14 protein-coding genes are annotated in these 15,544 nt (G+C 62.2%); 2 read left to right on the top strand and 12 right to left on the bottom strand.

What is annotated here, in order from left to right:
* Window positions 1–97 precede the first annotated feature (97 nt).
* The gene (arr, locus tag NKI32_RS24420; RefSeq protein WP_023688571.1) at window positions 98–514 is read right to left on the bottom strand and encodes an NAD(+)--rifampin ADP-ribosyltransferase; all 417 of its coding nucleotides are present in this window, start codon (window positions 512–514) and stop codon (window positions 98–100) included.
* Between the two features lie 461 nt (window positions 515–975).
* Between arr and gltX the strand changes: the two genes are divergently transcribed.
* The gene (gene gltX / locus NKI32_RS24415) at window positions 976–2,400 is read left to right on the top strand and encodes a glutamate--tRNA ligase (RefSeq protein WP_023706238.1); all 1,425 of its coding nucleotides are present in this window, start codon (window positions 976–978) and stop codon (window positions 2,398–2,400) included.
* Window positions 2,401–2,580: 180 nt separating this feature from the next.
* Window positions 2,581–3,912 carry a citrate synthase gene (gene gltA, locus NKI32_RS24410; protein ID WP_353003953.1) on the top strand — a complete coding sequence of 444 codons (1,332 nt, stop codon included), beginning with the start codon at window positions 2,581–2,583 and terminating at the stop codon, window positions 3,910–3,912.
* A gap of 132 nt (window positions 3,913–4,044) precedes the next feature.
* On the opposite strand, the gene lpxB is transcribed toward gltA, so the two are convergent.
* The 11 genes from lpxB to pyrH all read right to left on the bottom strand — a co-directional run bounded on the left by lpxB (window position 4,045) and on the right by pyrH (window position 15,330).
* Window positions 4,045–5,223, bottom strand: coding sequence for a lipid-A-disaccharide synthase (gene lpxB / locus NKI32_RS24405; protein ID WP_353003950.1), 1,179 nt, complete (start codon window positions 5,221–5,223; stop codon window positions 4,045–4,047).
* Window positions 5,213–6,115, bottom strand: coding sequence for an LpxI family protein (locus NKI32_RS24400; protein WP_353003948.1), 903 nt, complete (start codon window positions 6,113–6,115; stop codon window positions 5,213–5,215). Before NKI32_RS24400 ends, lpxB begins: the two co-directional genes overlap by 11 nt.
* Window positions 6,102–6,935: an acyl-ACP--UDP-N-acetylglucosamine O-acyltransferase gene (lpxA, locus tag NKI32_RS24395; protein ID WP_023706235.1), complete on the bottom strand. Its 834-nt coding sequence runs from the start codon at window positions 6,933–6,935 to the stop codon at window positions 6,102–6,104. Before lpxA ends, NKI32_RS24400 begins: the two co-directional genes overlap by 14 nt.
* A 15-nt stretch (window positions 6,936–6,950) precedes the next feature.
* Entirely contained in the window at window positions 6,951–7,403 is a 453-nt protein-coding gene (fabZ, locus tag NKI32_RS24390; RefSeq protein WP_353003946.1) for a 3-hydroxyacyl-ACP dehydratase FabZ, read from the bottom strand.
* 1 nt (window position 7,404) lies between these two features.
* Complete coding sequence (lpxD, locus tag NKI32_RS24385) at window positions 7,405–8,463, bottom strand: UDP-3-O-(3-hydroxymyristoyl)glucosamine N-acyltransferase (RefSeq protein WP_023688576.1); 1,059 nt, start codon at window positions 8,461–8,463, stop codon at window positions 7,405–7,407.
* 77 nt (window positions 8,464–8,540) lie between these two features.
* Window positions 8,541–10,907, bottom strand: a complete 2,367-nt coding sequence (gene bamA, locus NKI32_RS24380) for an outer membrane protein assembly factor BamA (RefSeq protein WP_023693445.1) — start codon at window positions 10,905–10,907, stop codon at window positions 8,541–8,543.
* Window positions 10,908–11,124: 217 nt separating this feature from the next.
* The gene (rseP, locus tag NKI32_RS24375) at window positions 11,125–12,267 is read right to left on the bottom strand and encodes an RIP metalloprotease RseP (RefSeq protein ID WP_352513708.1); all 1,143 of its coding nucleotides are present in this window, start codon (window positions 12,265–12,267) and stop codon (window positions 11,125–11,127) included.
* Between the two features lie 103 nt (window positions 12,268–12,370).
* On the bottom strand, window positions 12,371–13,186 hold the full coding sequence (locus NKI32_RS24370; protein WP_352513709.1) for a phosphatidate cytidylyltransferase: 816 nt from the start codon (window positions 13,184–13,186) through the stop codon (window positions 12,371–12,373).
* A gap of 11 nt (window positions 13,187–13,197) precedes the next feature.
* Complete coding sequence (locus tag NKI32_RS24365) at window positions 13,198–13,920, bottom strand: isoprenyl transferase (protein WP_023748403.1); 723 nt, start codon at window positions 13,918–13,920, stop codon at window positions 13,198–13,200.
* 31 nt (window positions 13,921–13,951) lie between these two features.
* Window positions 13,952–14,506: a ribosome recycling factor gene (frr, locus tag NKI32_RS24360; protein ID WP_023671027.1), complete on the bottom strand. Its 555-nt coding sequence runs from the start codon at window positions 14,504–14,506 to the stop codon at window positions 13,952–13,954.
* 101 nt (window positions 14,507–14,607) lie between these two features.
* Window positions 14,608–15,330 (bottom strand): UMP kinase, encoded by a 723-nt coding sequence (gene pyrH, locus NKI32_RS24355; RefSeq protein WP_023671026.1) that lies wholly within the window; start codon window positions 15,328–15,330, stop codon window positions 14,608–14,610.
* Between the last annotated feature and the right edge of the window lie 214 nt (window positions 15,331–15,544).

Genomic DNA, 15,544 nt, shown 5'->3' with positions numbered 1-15,544 from the left:
GCGCCCCAGACCCCTATGCTACATGAACGCGCAAAGCGCGAAAGTCCGCGTGATCACGTCCACCGCGCCGGAATCGACCATCACCTGGCAAGGACGCTCAATCCTCAATCATATCCTGGCCCTCCGCTCTCAGGCGAGCAAGCCCATCGTGCATTGCCTTCAATTGTTCCGGTGTATGACCCTGCCATTCACCGAGTTCACCCAGGATGAGCAACGGATCACGGGAGCGGTAGGATTTCGTCGGATTACCGGGAAATTTTTTGTCGGTCAGGTTAGGGTCATCCATAAAAAACCCCGTCGGCTTTACGATGTAAATCCTTTGACGACCGTCACCCGTTGCAAGCTCTGCTCCCCAGATGGCGGCTTCCAGTGTCTGGGTGAAATAGATCCATGACAGTGGTTTACCTCTGAAATTGGAAGGGTGGCCGACGCTCAGCAGATCCCCGGGTTTCAAATCCGCCCGGGTACCATGGTAGAACGGATCACCCTCCGTATGGTCGGCGTTTTCGGTCATCGGTAGTCCTTCTTTCAATCATGCCTCCTTCGTGGCGAGACCGGCCTGCACACAGTTGCGGTGTTCACGATAATGATTGCAGAAAGGTCAATATGCGTGACCAAGCCAACGCTGTCACGGCGGCGTTGTGTCGGGCAGTGCCGCATCCGTGAAGAAATGTCCGCTCGTCAGAGGGGGCTACCACCGTCGCAGCGATGTTCCAGGCACTGTGACGGGCGCTGCAGCCGAATGAAACCCAGACATTGACGCTGCTGCCAAACGAGGTTGCGCGGAGGGTGCGAACAGATTTTGTGCTACAAGGCTCCAGCGCCAGTTGACGCAACCGATAATTGCCGACGTGCCCCGGCCACGTCCAGCCATCGGGTCTGCCCCTTGCGCCCCAGACCCCCTATGCTACATGAACGCGCAAAGCGCGAAAGTCCGCGCGATCACGCTCCGCTTTCCAAGGTTCCGAGAGTTCCATGTCCGACACGGTCGTCACCCGTTTTGCCCCCTCGCCCACCGGCTATCTGCATATCGGCGGCGCGCGCACGGCGCTGTTCAACTGGCTGTACGCCAAGCACACCGGCGGCACGATGGTGCTGCGCATCGAGGACACCGACCGCGAACGCTTCAACGAGGCGGCGACACAGGCCATTCTGGATGGGCTGACCTGGCTCGGCCTTTCCTGGGACGGTGAGGCCATATCGCAGTTCGAGCGCGCGCCGCGCCACCGTGAGGTGGCCGAGGAGCTGGTGCGCCTGGGCAAGGCCTATTACAGCTACGAGACGCCTGCCGAGCTCGAGGCGATGCGCGAGGCCGCACGCGCCAAGGGCCTGCCGCCGCGCTACAACGGCCAGTGGCGAGATCGTGCCCCCTCGGAGGCGCCTCCCGGCGTCAAGGGCGCCATCCGCATCAAGGCGCCGACCGAGGGCGAAACCGTGGTGCACGACCGTGTGCAGGGCGAGGTGCGCTTCCCCAACAAGGACCTCGACGATTTCATCATCCTGCGCTCGGACGGCAATCCGACCTACATGCATGCCGTCGTCGTCGACGACCATGACATGGGCGTCACCCACATCATCCGCGGCGACGACCATCTGACCAACGCCGCGCGCCAGACGGTGATCTACAACGCCATGGGCTGGGACGTCCCGTCGATGTCGCATATCCCGCTGATCCACGGCGCCGACGGCGCCAAGCTGTCGAAGCGGCACGGCGCACTCGGTGTCGAGGCTTATCGCGCCATGGGCTATCTGCCCGAGGCACTGCTCAACTATCTGGCAAGGCTCGGCTGGAGCCATGGCGACGACGAGATCATGTCGATCAAGGACATGATTTCGTGGTTCGACATCGGCGATGTCAACAAGGGTGCGGCGCGCTTCGACTTCGCCAAGCTCGAGTCAATCAACGGCGCGCATATGCGCAAGATGGCCGATACCGAGCTGTTCGACATTTTCGTCGCCACTCTGCCATACCTCGAAGGCGGATCTGCTATCGCCGCCCGTCTCGACGACGCCAGGAAGGCGCAGCTGCTGGCCGCCTTGCCTGGCCTGAAAGAGCGCGCCAAGACGCTGGTGGAACTGGCCGATGGCGCTGCCTTCCTGTTCGTCGAGCGGCCGCTGCCGATCGACGAGAAGGCGGCAGCACTGCTCAGTGCCGACGCGCGCGCGATCCTGCGCGGCGCACATGCCGCTTTGCAGACTGTTTCGGGCGATTGGTCGGCTGCCGCGGCTGAAGCCGCGGTGCGCAAGTTCGCAGCGGCCGGCGGCCACAAGCTCGGCGCCGTGGCCCAACCGCTCCGGGCGGCCCTTACCGGCCGCAGCACCTCGCCCGGCGTGTTCGACGTGCTTGCCGTGCTTGGCCGCGAGGAAAGCCTGGCGCGGATTGCGGATCAAATCGATTAGGAGCGAGCTGGCCCAAAAAGATTGGCATTGAAAGGCGGGTTTCGCAGTGCAACATTAGGCCTTGGCCCAATCTGGCACGCACTTCCTAAATGCGGTGGCGAGTTCGCGCATTCCGGTGATTTCGACGTGTCGTTTGCAGGAATTGCCTTGCCGGCATGAGGAAGATGAAGGAGTTTGAGAATGAGCGAAGCTGCGACGAGACTGGAAACCGGCAGCAAGACGACGCACCCGTCGACTGCCAGGCTCGAACTGGCCGGCAAGACGCATGAATTCAAGGTGCGGAGCGGCTCGGTCGGGCCCGACGTCATCGACATCGGTGCGCTCTACAACACCACCGGCGCCTTCACCTACGATCCCGGCTTCACTTCGACGGCGAGCTGCGAGTCGGCGATAACCTTCATCGACGGCGATGCCGGCATCCTGCTTCACCGCGGCTATCCCATCGACCAGCTGGCCGAGCATGGCGACTTCCTCGAAGTCTGCTACCTCCTGCTCTACGGCGAACTGCCGACCAAGGCACAGAAGGACGATTTCGACTACCGGGTGACGCGCCACACCATGGTGCACGAGCAGATGTCGCGCTTCTTCACCGGCTTCCGCCGCGACGCGCATCCGATGGCTGTGATGTGCGGCGTGGTCGGCGCGCTGTCGGCCTTCTATCACGACTCCACCGACATTTCGGACCCGTATCAGCGCATGGTCGCCTCGATGCGGCTGATTGCCAAGATGCCGACGATTGCAGCCATGGCCTACAAATACCATATCGGCCAGCCCTTCATTTACCCGAAGAACGAGCTGAACTTCGCCGCCAACTTCCTGCATATGTGCTTTGCGGTGCCGTGCGAGGAATACAAGATCAATCCGGTGCTGGCGCGCGCCATGGAGCGCATCTTCATCCTGCATGCCGACCACGAACAAAACGCCTCGACCTCGACGGTGCGCCTTGCCGGCTCGTCGGGCGCCAATCCGTTCGCCTGCATTGCCGCCGGCATCGCCTGCCTGTGGGGCCCGGCGCATGGCGGCGCCAACGAAGCGGCGCTCAACATGCTGGGCGAGATCGGCCATGTCGACCACATCCCGGAATTCATCGCCCGCGCCAAGGACAAGAACGATCCGTTCCGGCTAATGGGCTTCGGCCATCGCGTCTACAAGAACTACGATCCTCGCGCGAAAATCATGCAGAAGACGGCGCATGAGGTGCTGGGCGAACTCGGCATCAAGGACGATCCGCTGCTCGACATCGCCATGGAGCTGGAAAAGATCGCGCTGACCGATTCCTACTTCATCGAGAAGAAGCTCTATCCGAACGTCGATTTCTATTCCGGCATCACGCTGAAGGCGCTGGGCTTCCCCACCACCATGTTCACCGTACTGTTCGCGGTCGCGCGCACCGTCGGCTGGATCGCGCAGTGGAAGGAAATGATCGAGGACCCGCACCAGAAGATCGGCCGCCCGCGCCAGCTCTATACCGGCGCCCCGGAACGCGACTACGTGCCGATTGCGAAAAGGTGAAAGAGAGTGAATGGTGAATGGTAAGTAGTGAATAGCAGGTAGTAATAGCAGGTAGTAAGTAGCAGCTTGATTATAGTCGAGAGCTCGTTAATCCTATTCACTATTCATTATTCACTATTCACTATTCACTCGCTAAGCCCTATTCGCTCTCCCGATGTGGCGAAGAACGACATCGGCGGCGATGTCGCCGGAGGGCCTGTCGGTGGCCATGCGTCTGGCAACCTCGCCAAAGCCGTCCTTTTGCCAAGCGCGGTAGGCGGTGTCTGAGAACAGTGCCTCGAGCTGCCGCGCCAGATAGTGCGGCCGCACATACTGGTTGTAGCTTTCCGGCACGACCGGCCGGTCGGCAATAAGGTTGGGCAAAGCAGCGCTCCACACCGTGATCAGGCTCTGCGCCATCAGCATGATCGGATCGAACTTGTAGCAAGAGATCATCGGGACACCCGACATCGCCAGTTCCAGTGACACCGTTCCAGACGCGATCAGCGCCGCATCGGCCTTGCCGAAGGCCTGCCACTTGCGCTCGGGATCGAGGATGACTTCCGGCTCCTGATCCCAGCGCGCCACCGATGTTTTGACCAGTTCGGCGACATGCGGCACCGTCGGCAGCAACAGCCGCAGCCTGTGGCCACGCGCGCGCAGCGCCGACACCGTCTCGCCGAACGGACCGATAAGCCGGCTCACCTCGCCGCGCCGCGACCCTGGCAGGACGAGCAGCGTCTTGACGTGATCGGCCGAGAGATCGCGTGGCTGGGCTTGCGCCCTGGCCGCGCCCTGCACGCCTGGATCATGCGTGAGGCGATGTCCGACGTAAGTGCCGGGCGGGCCGCCGAGACGGCTGAGCTCCTTCACCTCGAAAGGCAGGATGCACAGTATGTGGTCGACATAGGGCTTCATCGCGGCCGCCCTACCCGGCCGCCACGCCCAGACGCTCGGGCAGACATAATGGACGATCGGGATCGACGGATCGGCGGCGCGGATCTTTTTGGCGACGCGCAGCGAGAAATCGGGGCTGTCGATGGTGATCAGACAGTCGGGTTTTTCGGCGGCGACAGCACTTGCCGTCTGGCTGATCCGCCGCATCAGGCGCGGCAAGTCACGCAGGATGGCGCTGAGCCCCATCAGCGCGATCTCGGCGCCGTCGAACAGCGGCGCCAGTCCGAGCGCCTGCAGATGCCGCCCGCCAGTGCCGACGAGTTGCACCTCGCGCCCGGTCATGCGCTTCAGCGCCTGCACGATGTCGGCGCCGAGCAGGTCGCCGGATTCTTCGCCGGCGACGATGGCAATCTTCAGCGGCTTCTCAGCTGCCATGGACAGACTCCGCAGCCGGCAGGCCGAACACGAACAGGCCGAGCGCATTGGCGCGCGCGAGAACGGCGGGGCCTTCGAGGATGAGCGAACGGCGGGCTTCGACGGCAATGCCGGCGAGCCCCGCGGCATGCGCCGCCTCGACGGTCTGGGGGCCAATAGATGGCAGATCGGCACGCAATTCCTGGCCAGGTTTGGCGCATTTGACCAGGACACCGCGCGTCTTGCCGGCCAGCCTGCCATGGCCGCGCAACTGCTGCGTCCGCTCGAGCAGTCCGTGGGTGCCCTCGACGCCTTCCAGGGCAACAGTGCGGCCACCGATGGCAATTGCCGCCTGACCAATGTCGAGCGCGCCGATGGCCTTTGCCGCCGCGTGTGCCGCCTCGATATCGCGCCAGTCGGACTTTCGCGGCACTGCTTTGGTCAGCGGCCCTTCGGCCGCGACGAGCCGGGGCACGACTTCATGCGCACCGACAACCTTGACGCCCCGTGCCTCCAGGCCGCGGGTCAATATCTTCAACAGCCCGTCATCGCCGCGGGCAAGCGCCATGGCGAGCGAGGGTATAAGTGCCAGTAGCCCAAGGTTCGGACGCATGTCGACCAACCGCGGCCTGCGCCTGATCTCGCCGGCAAGCACAAGATGGGTGATCCGCCGGCGCCTCAGCAACGCAACCAGCGAGCCGATGTCTTCCAGCGCAAGGCTTTCATGCTCATAGATTGTGAGGTCGGACTGACGGTCGGCCTGACCTTCGACCAGGATGATGACGGGCGGATGTCCGGCCTCCGCCAGGCCGGCGGCAACTTCGACCGGCAAGCTACCGCCGCCGGCAATGATGCCGACCCTGGCGTCCGGCGCAAGATCGAGGGCCGTTGAAGTGGCCTCAGCCTTCGTCATCGGCATCGTCGCCGTCGCCACCCTTAAGCGACGGGACGGCAAAATGCCGCTTGCCGCGACTGGTGATGAAATCGATGATTTTCATGGCCGTCGGCGACGACGCAAACTCGGCCTTGGCGAATTCGATGTTCTCGCCGACAGTGCGGGAGCGGTCGAAGATGGTCTTGTAAGCCTTGCGCAGCAGGTAGATTTCGGCGCGCGGCAACCCGGCGCGCTTCAGGCCGATGATGTTGAGTCCACGCAGGCTGGCGCGATTGCCCACCGCAATGGCGTAGGGAATGACATCGCCGACAAAAGCCGAGCAGCCGCCGAGAAAGGCGTTGTCACCAACACGCACGAACTGATGAACGGCGCTGAGGCCGCCAATATAGACGCTGTCACCGACCTCGCAATGGCCGCCCAGGGTCGCGCCATTGGCGAAGGTGGCGTTTTTACCGACGACGCAATCATGGGCAATGTGGGCATAGGCAAGGAAATTGCCGTTGTCGCCGACGGTCGTCTCGCCGCGGCTGGAATCGGTGCCGAGATGCATGGTCACGCCTTCGCGGATCGTGCAGTTCTGGCCGATGACCAAAGTGGTGCGGCCGCCCTTGTGCTTGGTGTTCTGCGGCGGTCCCCCCAGTGTCGCCATTGGATAGACCTTGGTCGCGGCGCCAATGGTTGTCGCGCCCAGCACCGAGACATGGCTGACCAGTTCGACGCGGTCACCGATGACGGCGTCAGCGCCGACATAGCAGAAAGGTCCTATTGCCGCGCCTTCGCCGATCTGCGCGCCGGCCTCGATGACGGCCGAGGGGTGGATTGAAGTCTGTATTTTCATGAGCATTTCGAACCGTCAGCCGGTAACCATCATTGCCGAGATCTCGGCTTCGGCGGCCTTTGTGCCCTCCACCATGGCCTCGCAGGCGAATTTGAGCAGGTTGCCGCGCATCTTGATTTTCTTGACGTGGATTTTCAACTGGTCGCCCGGGACGACCGGTTTGCGGAATTTCGCATTATCGATGGTCAGGAAATAGACCAGCGACGGCTTTTCCGTGTTGAGGTTACGGATGCAGATCGCCCCGGCGGTCTGCGCCATGGCCTCGACGATGAGCACGCCCGGCATCACCGGCTGGTCCGGGAAATGGCCCTGGAAATGCGGCTCATTGATGGTCACGTTCTTGATGCCGACGGCAGAATCATTGCCGTCGATATCGATGATGCGGTCGATCATCAGGAAGGGATAGCGATGCGGCAAAAGCTTCATCAACCCCAGTATATCGACAGCTTCGAGCGTCGCCGGCACCATCTCAGCTACTTCCCCCTTCGCCCTGCTTGCGCGTCCTGGCGAGCTTCCTCAGCATGGCGATCTCGCGCATGGCTTCCGCCATCGGCTGCGCCGGATAGCCTCCCCAGATCTCGCCCGCCGGCACGTTGCTCATGAACCCGCTTCTTGCAGCAAGCTTGGCCCCTGATCCGATGGTCAAATGATCGGCAAGGCCAACGCCGCCCCCCATGGTGACACCGTCGCCGACGGTGACGGAGCCGGAAATACCAGAGAGCCCGGCAATAATGCAATTGCGGCCGATGCGAACGTTATGGGCGATCTGCACCAGATTGTCGATCTTGGTCCCCTGACCGATGACCGTATCCGACATGGCGCCGCGATCGACGGTCGTGTTCGAGCCGATTTCGACATCGTCCTGGATGATGACGCGGCCGACCTGCGGCACACGCTCAGGGCCTTTGGCGCCGCCGACAAAGCCGAAGCCGTCCTGGCCTATCCTGGCGCCGCCATGAATGATGACGCGGTTGCCGATCAGCGCATACTGAACACTGACACCCGGCCCAATGTAGCCGTCACGGCCGATCTGGCAGGAGGGGCCGATAACGGCGTGGGGGGCAATGACCGTTCCGCTGCCGATGGAAGCGCGGGGGCCGATGACCGCTCCGGCCTCGATGATCGCCCCGGCCTCGATATGCGCCGAGGCATCGACATGAGCTTGCGGCGAGACCCCGGTTTCGCTGGTCATCGGTCCCGGCGTAGCCGCCGTCGGGAACAGCAGCCGGCCGATCATGGCGAAGGCCTGCTGCGGGCGCGGATGAACCAGAACCGCGATGCCGGCCGGCGCCTTGCCCGCGAACTCGGCGGGACAAAACACGGCCGCCGCCTTCAGCGACTGCATCAGCGCGAAATTGCGCTTGCCGTCGACGAAGACGAGCGCACCCTCGCCGCCTTCATTGGCTGGCGCCAACGCATCGATCGATATGTGGGCAAGATCGGAATCGACAAGCGATGCGCCGGTCAGATTCGCGACTTCGCCAGCCGTATACCGGCGTGATGGCGCGAAGAACACCGGATCGGTCATTCCAGAAGCAATATCCAGCTAGGTCGGATCAATTCTCTTCCGGACCCCAACGGCCCGGAAGCATCGTTACCGCAAGATCAGAAGCGGCTCGACATGCCGAAGTTGAATTCCTGCACGTCGTCGGTCTTTTCCTTCTTGACGGGCATCGCGTAGTCGATGCGGATCGGGCCGAAGGGCGATGACCACAACAAGCCGACACCAACCGACGCGCGCAACTTCATATCAACCGAGGCCTGAGTGACGCCAGGAGTATCAATCTTGCTGCCGTACAGTGTGGCGGCATCAGCAAACACAGCGCCACGCACGCCAAAGCTTTCCGGAATGACCGGTATCGGGAACTGAGCTTCCGCCGAAGCATTGAAATAGGTGGTGCCGCCGAGGTGGTCACCTGTTGCAATATCCACAGGGCCAATGCCACCATACTCGAAGCCGCGGATCATGCGGTCGCTGCTCTTGAACTGATCGAAGATACGCAGTCCATTATCGCCATAGCCCGCGATATGGCCAGCACCGCCGGAGATCAGGCCGACCAGATCCAACTGTTCTGATAGAGTCTGGTAGACGGTGCCGCGACCGGTAACCTTGACGAATTTGGCATCGCCACCAAGGCCGGCCACTTCCACAGTCGTGGTGGCGTAGATGCCTTCATGCGGGCTCTTCATGTCGTCTATGGTGTTGTAGACCAAGCCGAGACTGACGGACGATTTGATCCAAGGGCTTTCATCAATACCCTCTCGAATTGCGGCAGAAACGTCGCATTTCGAGGGATCATAGGTGCCGCTGGTCAAGCAGTCATCATCATATTTATACTTTTCCTGCGCGATATTGTACGCTAGCTGCGTCGAGATATTATCGGTGATCGGCAGGCCGAAGCGAACCGTCGCACCCAGCGTCTCGCTGTCGTAGTCCGAATAATTTCGCGTCTGCTGGAAGATATCGAAACCGGCGGCGATACGGCGCCCGAGGAAATAGGGCTCGGTGAAGGACAGGCTGTAGTCGCGCGAATTCTTGCCGCCGCCGGCCGAGACCTTGATGTACTGGCCGCGACCGAGGAAGTTGCGCTCCGCAACCGATCCCTCGACGGACGGACCGGCAGTCTCGCCACCGGTCGAATAACCGGCGCCGATCGAGAACTCACCAGTCGACTTCTCGACCACGTCGACCACAAGCACGACCTGGTCAGGCTCGGAACCCGGAACAGTCGAAATGTCGACTTTCTCAAAATAATCCAGCGCTTCCAGCCGCTTCTTCGCGCGCTGAATGAGAACCTGGTTGAAGGCGTCGCCTTCGCTGACATCGAATTCGCGCCGAATGACATAGTCGCGCGTGCGGTCGTTGCCGCGGATTTCGATGCGCTCGACATAGGCCTTGGTGCCCTGGTCGATCGTGTAGACGACCGAAATGGTGTGATTCTCGAAGTTACGGTCGCCGCGCGGCGTCACCTGGGCGAAGGCATAACCAGAACCCGCCACCTTCTCGGTCAGCGCGATGATGGTGTCCTCGACATCCTTGGCGTTGTAGACGTCGCCCTTGTGGGTCTGAACCACCGATTCCAGCGCCTTCGAGTCGACTTCGGGAATGGTGCTCTCGACGCTGACGTCGCCGAACGTATAGCGGTCCCCTTCCTGGACGGTGATGGTAACGGTGTATTGGTTGGTCGTGTCGTCGAGCTCGCCGACAGCAGAGACCACCTGGAAGTCAGCATAGCCGTGATTGTAATAGAAGCGGCGAAGCGATTCCTGGTCGGCGCGAAGCTTGTCCTCGTCATAGACGTCGTCACGCAGCACGAAGGACAGGAAGCTTGAGCGCTTGGTGGCGATGACGTCGGACAGGCGGCGACTCGAATAGGCGCTGTTGCCGACGAAATTGACTGCGGCGATCTTGGTGCGGCCGCCTTCGTTGATGTTGAAGACCACGTTCACGCGGTTGTCGCCGAGGTCCATGATCTGCGTCGTCACGGCGGCATCGTCGCGGCCAATTCGCTTGTAGGCAGCTTTCACCGCCTCGACATCGGAGTCCAGCGTTGCCTGCGAGAACGTTCCGCGCGGCTTCAACTGCACGGCGATTGCCAGCGCATTGTCCTTGAGCTTCTTGTTGCCCTGGAACAGAACCTGGTTCACGACCTGATATTCGGCAACCTTGACCACCAGCGTCGAACCGACCTGATTGATCTGAACGTCCGAGAACAGCCCGGTACCAAACAGTGCCTTGACCGCATCGTCGATATCGGCGCTGGAAAACGCCTTGCCCGGCTTGATCGTGATGTAGTTGCGGATGGTGTCGGCGTCTACGCGCTGGTTGCCGTTGACCTCGACTCTCGAGACAACGGCTGCTTGCGCCGCAGATGTGGCAACGAACTGCACGGCGAGCGCACCTGGTACAACCAGAGCGGCGGACATAGCCACCGCGGACGCGGCGCTCAAAAATTTGGATGCTGCCTTCATCGGGCTTTTGTACCTTTTCTCGAAGTCCCCACGGCGAGAAAACCGGACGTGCGGTAATTTCTCCTACCGTATTAACCGGATTTTCCCTACACGCAAGGCTTCAGGTTAATTTGTAATTACTTAACCCTGATGCGTGGCTTTCGCGTCACGCATACCCCCGTGCATGGTAAACGGCGTCTCAACATTGCCGGTGCTGAAGCCAAATTTCTTCATGATTTCAGCACCCAAACAGATCGTTCCAGAAGACGAAGCCCATAAATCCCAGCACCAGAAAGAGGCCGGCCCGGTATCCCATTTCCATCATCCGCTCCGATACCGGACGCCGGAAAACGGCTTCGAGTGCGTAGAACAGGAGGTGGCCGCCGTCGAGGGGGGGAATCGGCAAAAGGTTCAGAATTCCGATCCCGACCGACAGTCCGGCGACGAGTTGCACCAGCCACAGGAAGCCAAGCTTTGCCGCCTGCCCCGACATCTTGGCGATCTTGATCGGGCCGCCCAGCTGGCATTTGTCTTCGCGGCCGACAACGAATCGCTGCAGGAACTGGCCGGTGCGCTGAATGACGTGCCCCGTCTCCTCGACCGCGGCGCCGACTGCTCCGACAGGGCTGTAGGTGATCAGCCTGGGCTGGCCGACATCCTTGTTGTTGACGACGCCGATGACGGCCACCTTGACCTTGTTGCCCAGTGCGTCCAGCTGCTCCATCGGCTCCGGCGTCGCGACGACCGTGACCTCCTTGCCGTCGCGCAACATGGTGAAGGTGATGGCGTCGCCGCCGCGGCCCGAAACTAGGCGCTGGACGTCGGCGAAGGTCTCAACCTTGCTGCCGTCGACGGCGACGAATCGGTCGCCTGGCAAAATGCCGGCCCTTGCGGCTGGACTGCCGGCGGTGACCGCCGCCACCATCGGCTCAAACACAGGGCGGCCATAGAGGGAAAACAGCACGGCAAAGACGGCAATGGTCAAAAGGAAGTTGAACAACGGTCCGGCCACCACCGTGGCGGCGCGTTTCCAGATGGGTTGCGTGTGGAAGGCGACCTTGCGTTCAGCGTCAGTCAGCGTTTCCAGATCTTCCGAACTCGGCTGGCTCGACGTGGCGCTCATGTCGCCGACGAATTTGACATAACCGCCGAGCGGTATGGCGCAGAGCTTCCAGCGCGTGCCGTGGCTGTCGTTGAAGCCGAGAAGTTCGGGGCCGAAGCCGATCGAAAAGGCCTTCACGCCAATGCCGCACCAGCGGCCGACCAGGTAATGGCCCATTTCGTGAATGAAGACGACCACGGTCAGCACGAACAGAAACGGCACCAGCGTGCCGAGGACAAAGCCTTCCGTGCTGAACAACGCGTGAAGAATTTCGTTCAAGTCATGCCCTCAAATTCACCCGCGGCAAAAGGTGTCGCCGCGACTGTGACATCAATCCAGGCGAATCCGTGGCGTGCGCCATTTCTTCGCCGTGAAATATCACTCAAGCCGGAAACAGCCCCTGCGCCGGATGATCGGCGCCCGCCGAAATCCAGCCGATCACGTATAGGGCAAAAGCCGCCGCGACAAGCCCGTCCACCCTGTCCATGACACCGCCATGCCCGGGTATCAACGCGCTTGAATCCTTGCGGCCGTGGCGGCGCTTGACCCAGGATTCGAAGAGATCGCCAGCCTGGGCAACAATCGACAGCACCAGCGCAACCAAGGCGAGGACGCCAAGATTGCCGGCCCCGGCGGCGGCAGCCAGAAGCACGCCGGCGGCCACGCCGCCGACAGCGCCGCCAAGCGCGCCGCTCTGCGTCTTGCCGGGGGATATAGATGGCGCGAGCTTGGGCCCACCGACGGAGCGGCCGACGAAATAGGCGAAGATGTCGGTCGCCCAGACCACGGCGAACAGAAACAGGATTGCGACCAGGCCGGGATGGTCGCCGCCGCGCAGCAGCGCCAGCGATAAGCCGGACAAAGCCGCGTAGGCAAGACCGGCTGCATCCCATTGCGCCGCTCCATGCATACGGGCGCCGACAGCAGCGACCACAACCATGGCCAGGACAAGAGACAGAAGCCACGATGCCGGCACGCCTGCAACCAGGGCGACGACGAAAACCAGAAGCAGCGCTTCGGGAATGAAGCCGAGGGTCGCACCGGCCAAGGGGCGCGACATGCGCGCCCATTCATAGAAGATGACCGCCGATATCCCGGCGCAAAGCAGGCGGAACCACAGCGCTCCCAACCAGGTCAGGCCAAGCGCTATTGCGGCCAGCACCAGCGCCGAGACGATGCGAAGCTGAAGATTGTTCATCCCGCCGCCGATCACGAGGCAGCGACATCTTGAGCGGCAAGCCCGCCAAAACGGCGCTCGCGGCCAGCAAAATCGCGCAATGCGTCGGCCAGGTGTTCGCGGCTGAAGTCAGGCCAGTAGCAAGGCAGAAAAACCAGTTCGCTGTAGGCTGCCTGCCACAGAAGGAAGTTCGACAGCCGAAGCTCGCCACTGGTGCGGATGACCAGCTCCGGATCGGGAATGCCTGCGGTGTCGAGGGCGCCGGCAAAAGTGTCTGCCGTGATCGCCTCTGCGTCGATCTCGCCGCGCGCCACTGCGGCTGCGAGCTTGCGTGCCGTGCGCACGATCTCGTCGCGCCCGCCATAGTTGAAGGCGATGACCAAGGTCAGCGATTCATTGCGCGCAGTCAGCGATTCGGCCTCTTCGAGCAGGCCCCTGATGTCCGGCTGCAGCCCCGCCCTGTCACCGATGATCCTGACGCGCACGCCGTTCTGGTGCAGTTCGGCCAGATCGCGGCGGATGAACAGCTTCAAAAGCCCCATCAGGTCGCTCACTTCGGCCTTGGGCCGCGACCAGTTTTCCGATGAAAAGGCGTAGACGGTCAGGAAGGAAATGCCGAGACCGGGCGCGGCGCGCACCGTCTTGCGCAGCGCTTCGACGCCGGCGCGATGGCCGGCAAGCCGCGGCATGCCGCGCGCCTTGGCCCAGCGTCCGTTTCCATCCATGATGATCGCGACATGCGCCGGCGTTGCCATTGTCTCGCTTTCGGGCCGGTGTGGGCCGACCCTAAACCTGCATGATTTCAGCTTCCTTATCGGAAAGCAGGTGATCGATGGTGCTGATCGTCTCGTCGGTCAGCTTCTGGACCTGATCGGAGCGCTTCCGCTGATCGTCCTCGCTGATGTCGCCGTCCTTTTCCGCCTTCTTCAAGAAGTCCATGCCGTCGCGACGGACATGGCGCACCGCAACGCGGGCGTTCTCGGCGTAGCCATGCGAGATCTTGACCAGTTCCTTGCGGCGCTGCTCGTTGAGCTCGGGCAGCGGAATCCTGAGGTTGGTGCCGTCGACGATCGGATTGAAGCCCAGATTGGATTCTCTGATGGCACGATCGACCGCGCCGACCATCGACTTGTCCCAGACCGAAACCGAAATCATGCGCGGCTCCGGCACCGACACGTTCGCCACCTGGTTGATGGGCATGGTGGTGCCGTAGGCCTGGACCTGGATGGCGTCGAGCAGATTGCTGGAGGCACGGCCGGTGCGCAGCGAAGCCAGATCGTGCTTGAAGGCGGCGATCGCGCCATCCATGCGCCGCTTGAGGTCGTCGAACTCACCACTCATCTTAGTCTCCTCGACCCGTTTGATCCGGGTTCAGTGCTTAGGGCCTATATTCGGACCCGCTTTCGAAAACTGATCCCCTTTTTAGGAGAGTATACTCCGGGTCACTCGTCGGCGACGATCGTGCAACGGCCACCGCCCCGCAGAATATCGCCGAAACCACCTTTTTCGTGGATCGAATAGACGATTATCGGGATGTTATTTTCGCGCGCAAGTGCAATTGCGGCGGTATCCATGATCGAAAGGCCCTTGTTGATGACTTCGGCATGGCTGATGCGCTCGAAGCGGGTCGCATTCGGATCCTTCTTGGGATCGGCCGAATAGACGCCGTCGACCTGGGTGCCCTTGAACAACGCGTCGGCGCCGATCTCGGCGGCGCGCAAGGCCGCGGCCGAATCGGTGGTGAAGAACGGATTGCCGGTGCCGCCGGCGAAAATGACGACCTTGCCCTGGTTCATATAGGCGGTGGCCTGGCGCTGGGAAAAACTCTCGCAAAGTTCGGGCATGGCGATGGCCGACAGCACGACGGCATCGACGCCGATCTTGTTCAGCGAGGTGCGCAGCGCCAGCGAGTTGATGACGGTGGCCAGCATGCCCATGTGGTCGCCGGTGACGCGGTCGCCGCCCTTGGATGCCACCGCCACGCCGCGAAAGATATTGCCGCCGCCAATGACGACGCCGACCTCGATGCCAAGTGCGCGGGCTTCGGCGATGTCGGCCGCGATTCGGTCGACCACCGAGACATCGATGCCGAAATGCTGCTCGCCCATCAACGCTTCGCCCGACGCTTTCAGCAGGACACGTCGATAGAGGGGCTTTGCCGTCATCTGGACCTCGTCATTGTTGCGTGTGGCAGCCTGGGCAGGCCGCCCTCGCGGGGGCGCCGCCGCTGGCGCGATGCCGAGTTCCGATACACGAAGGGGGCCGCGCGAGAACCCCGCCGCCCCACCCCCACATCCCCAAGCACGCGCGGCGCCCCCCGGGGGGGGGGTTGAGGCAGCGGAGCCCCCCCCCCCCCGCCCCCGGGCCGAACACAACCGC

The organism is Mesorhizobium sp. M0761, from assembly GCF_040320205.1.
In the GTDB taxonomy this organism is placed as follows: domain Bacteria; phylum Pseudomonadota; class Alphaproteobacteria; order Rhizobiales; family Rhizobiaceae; genus Mesorhizobium.
Note: the sequence above shows the minus strand (reverse complement) of the source record. Positions and strands in the feature narration are given on the sequence as shown.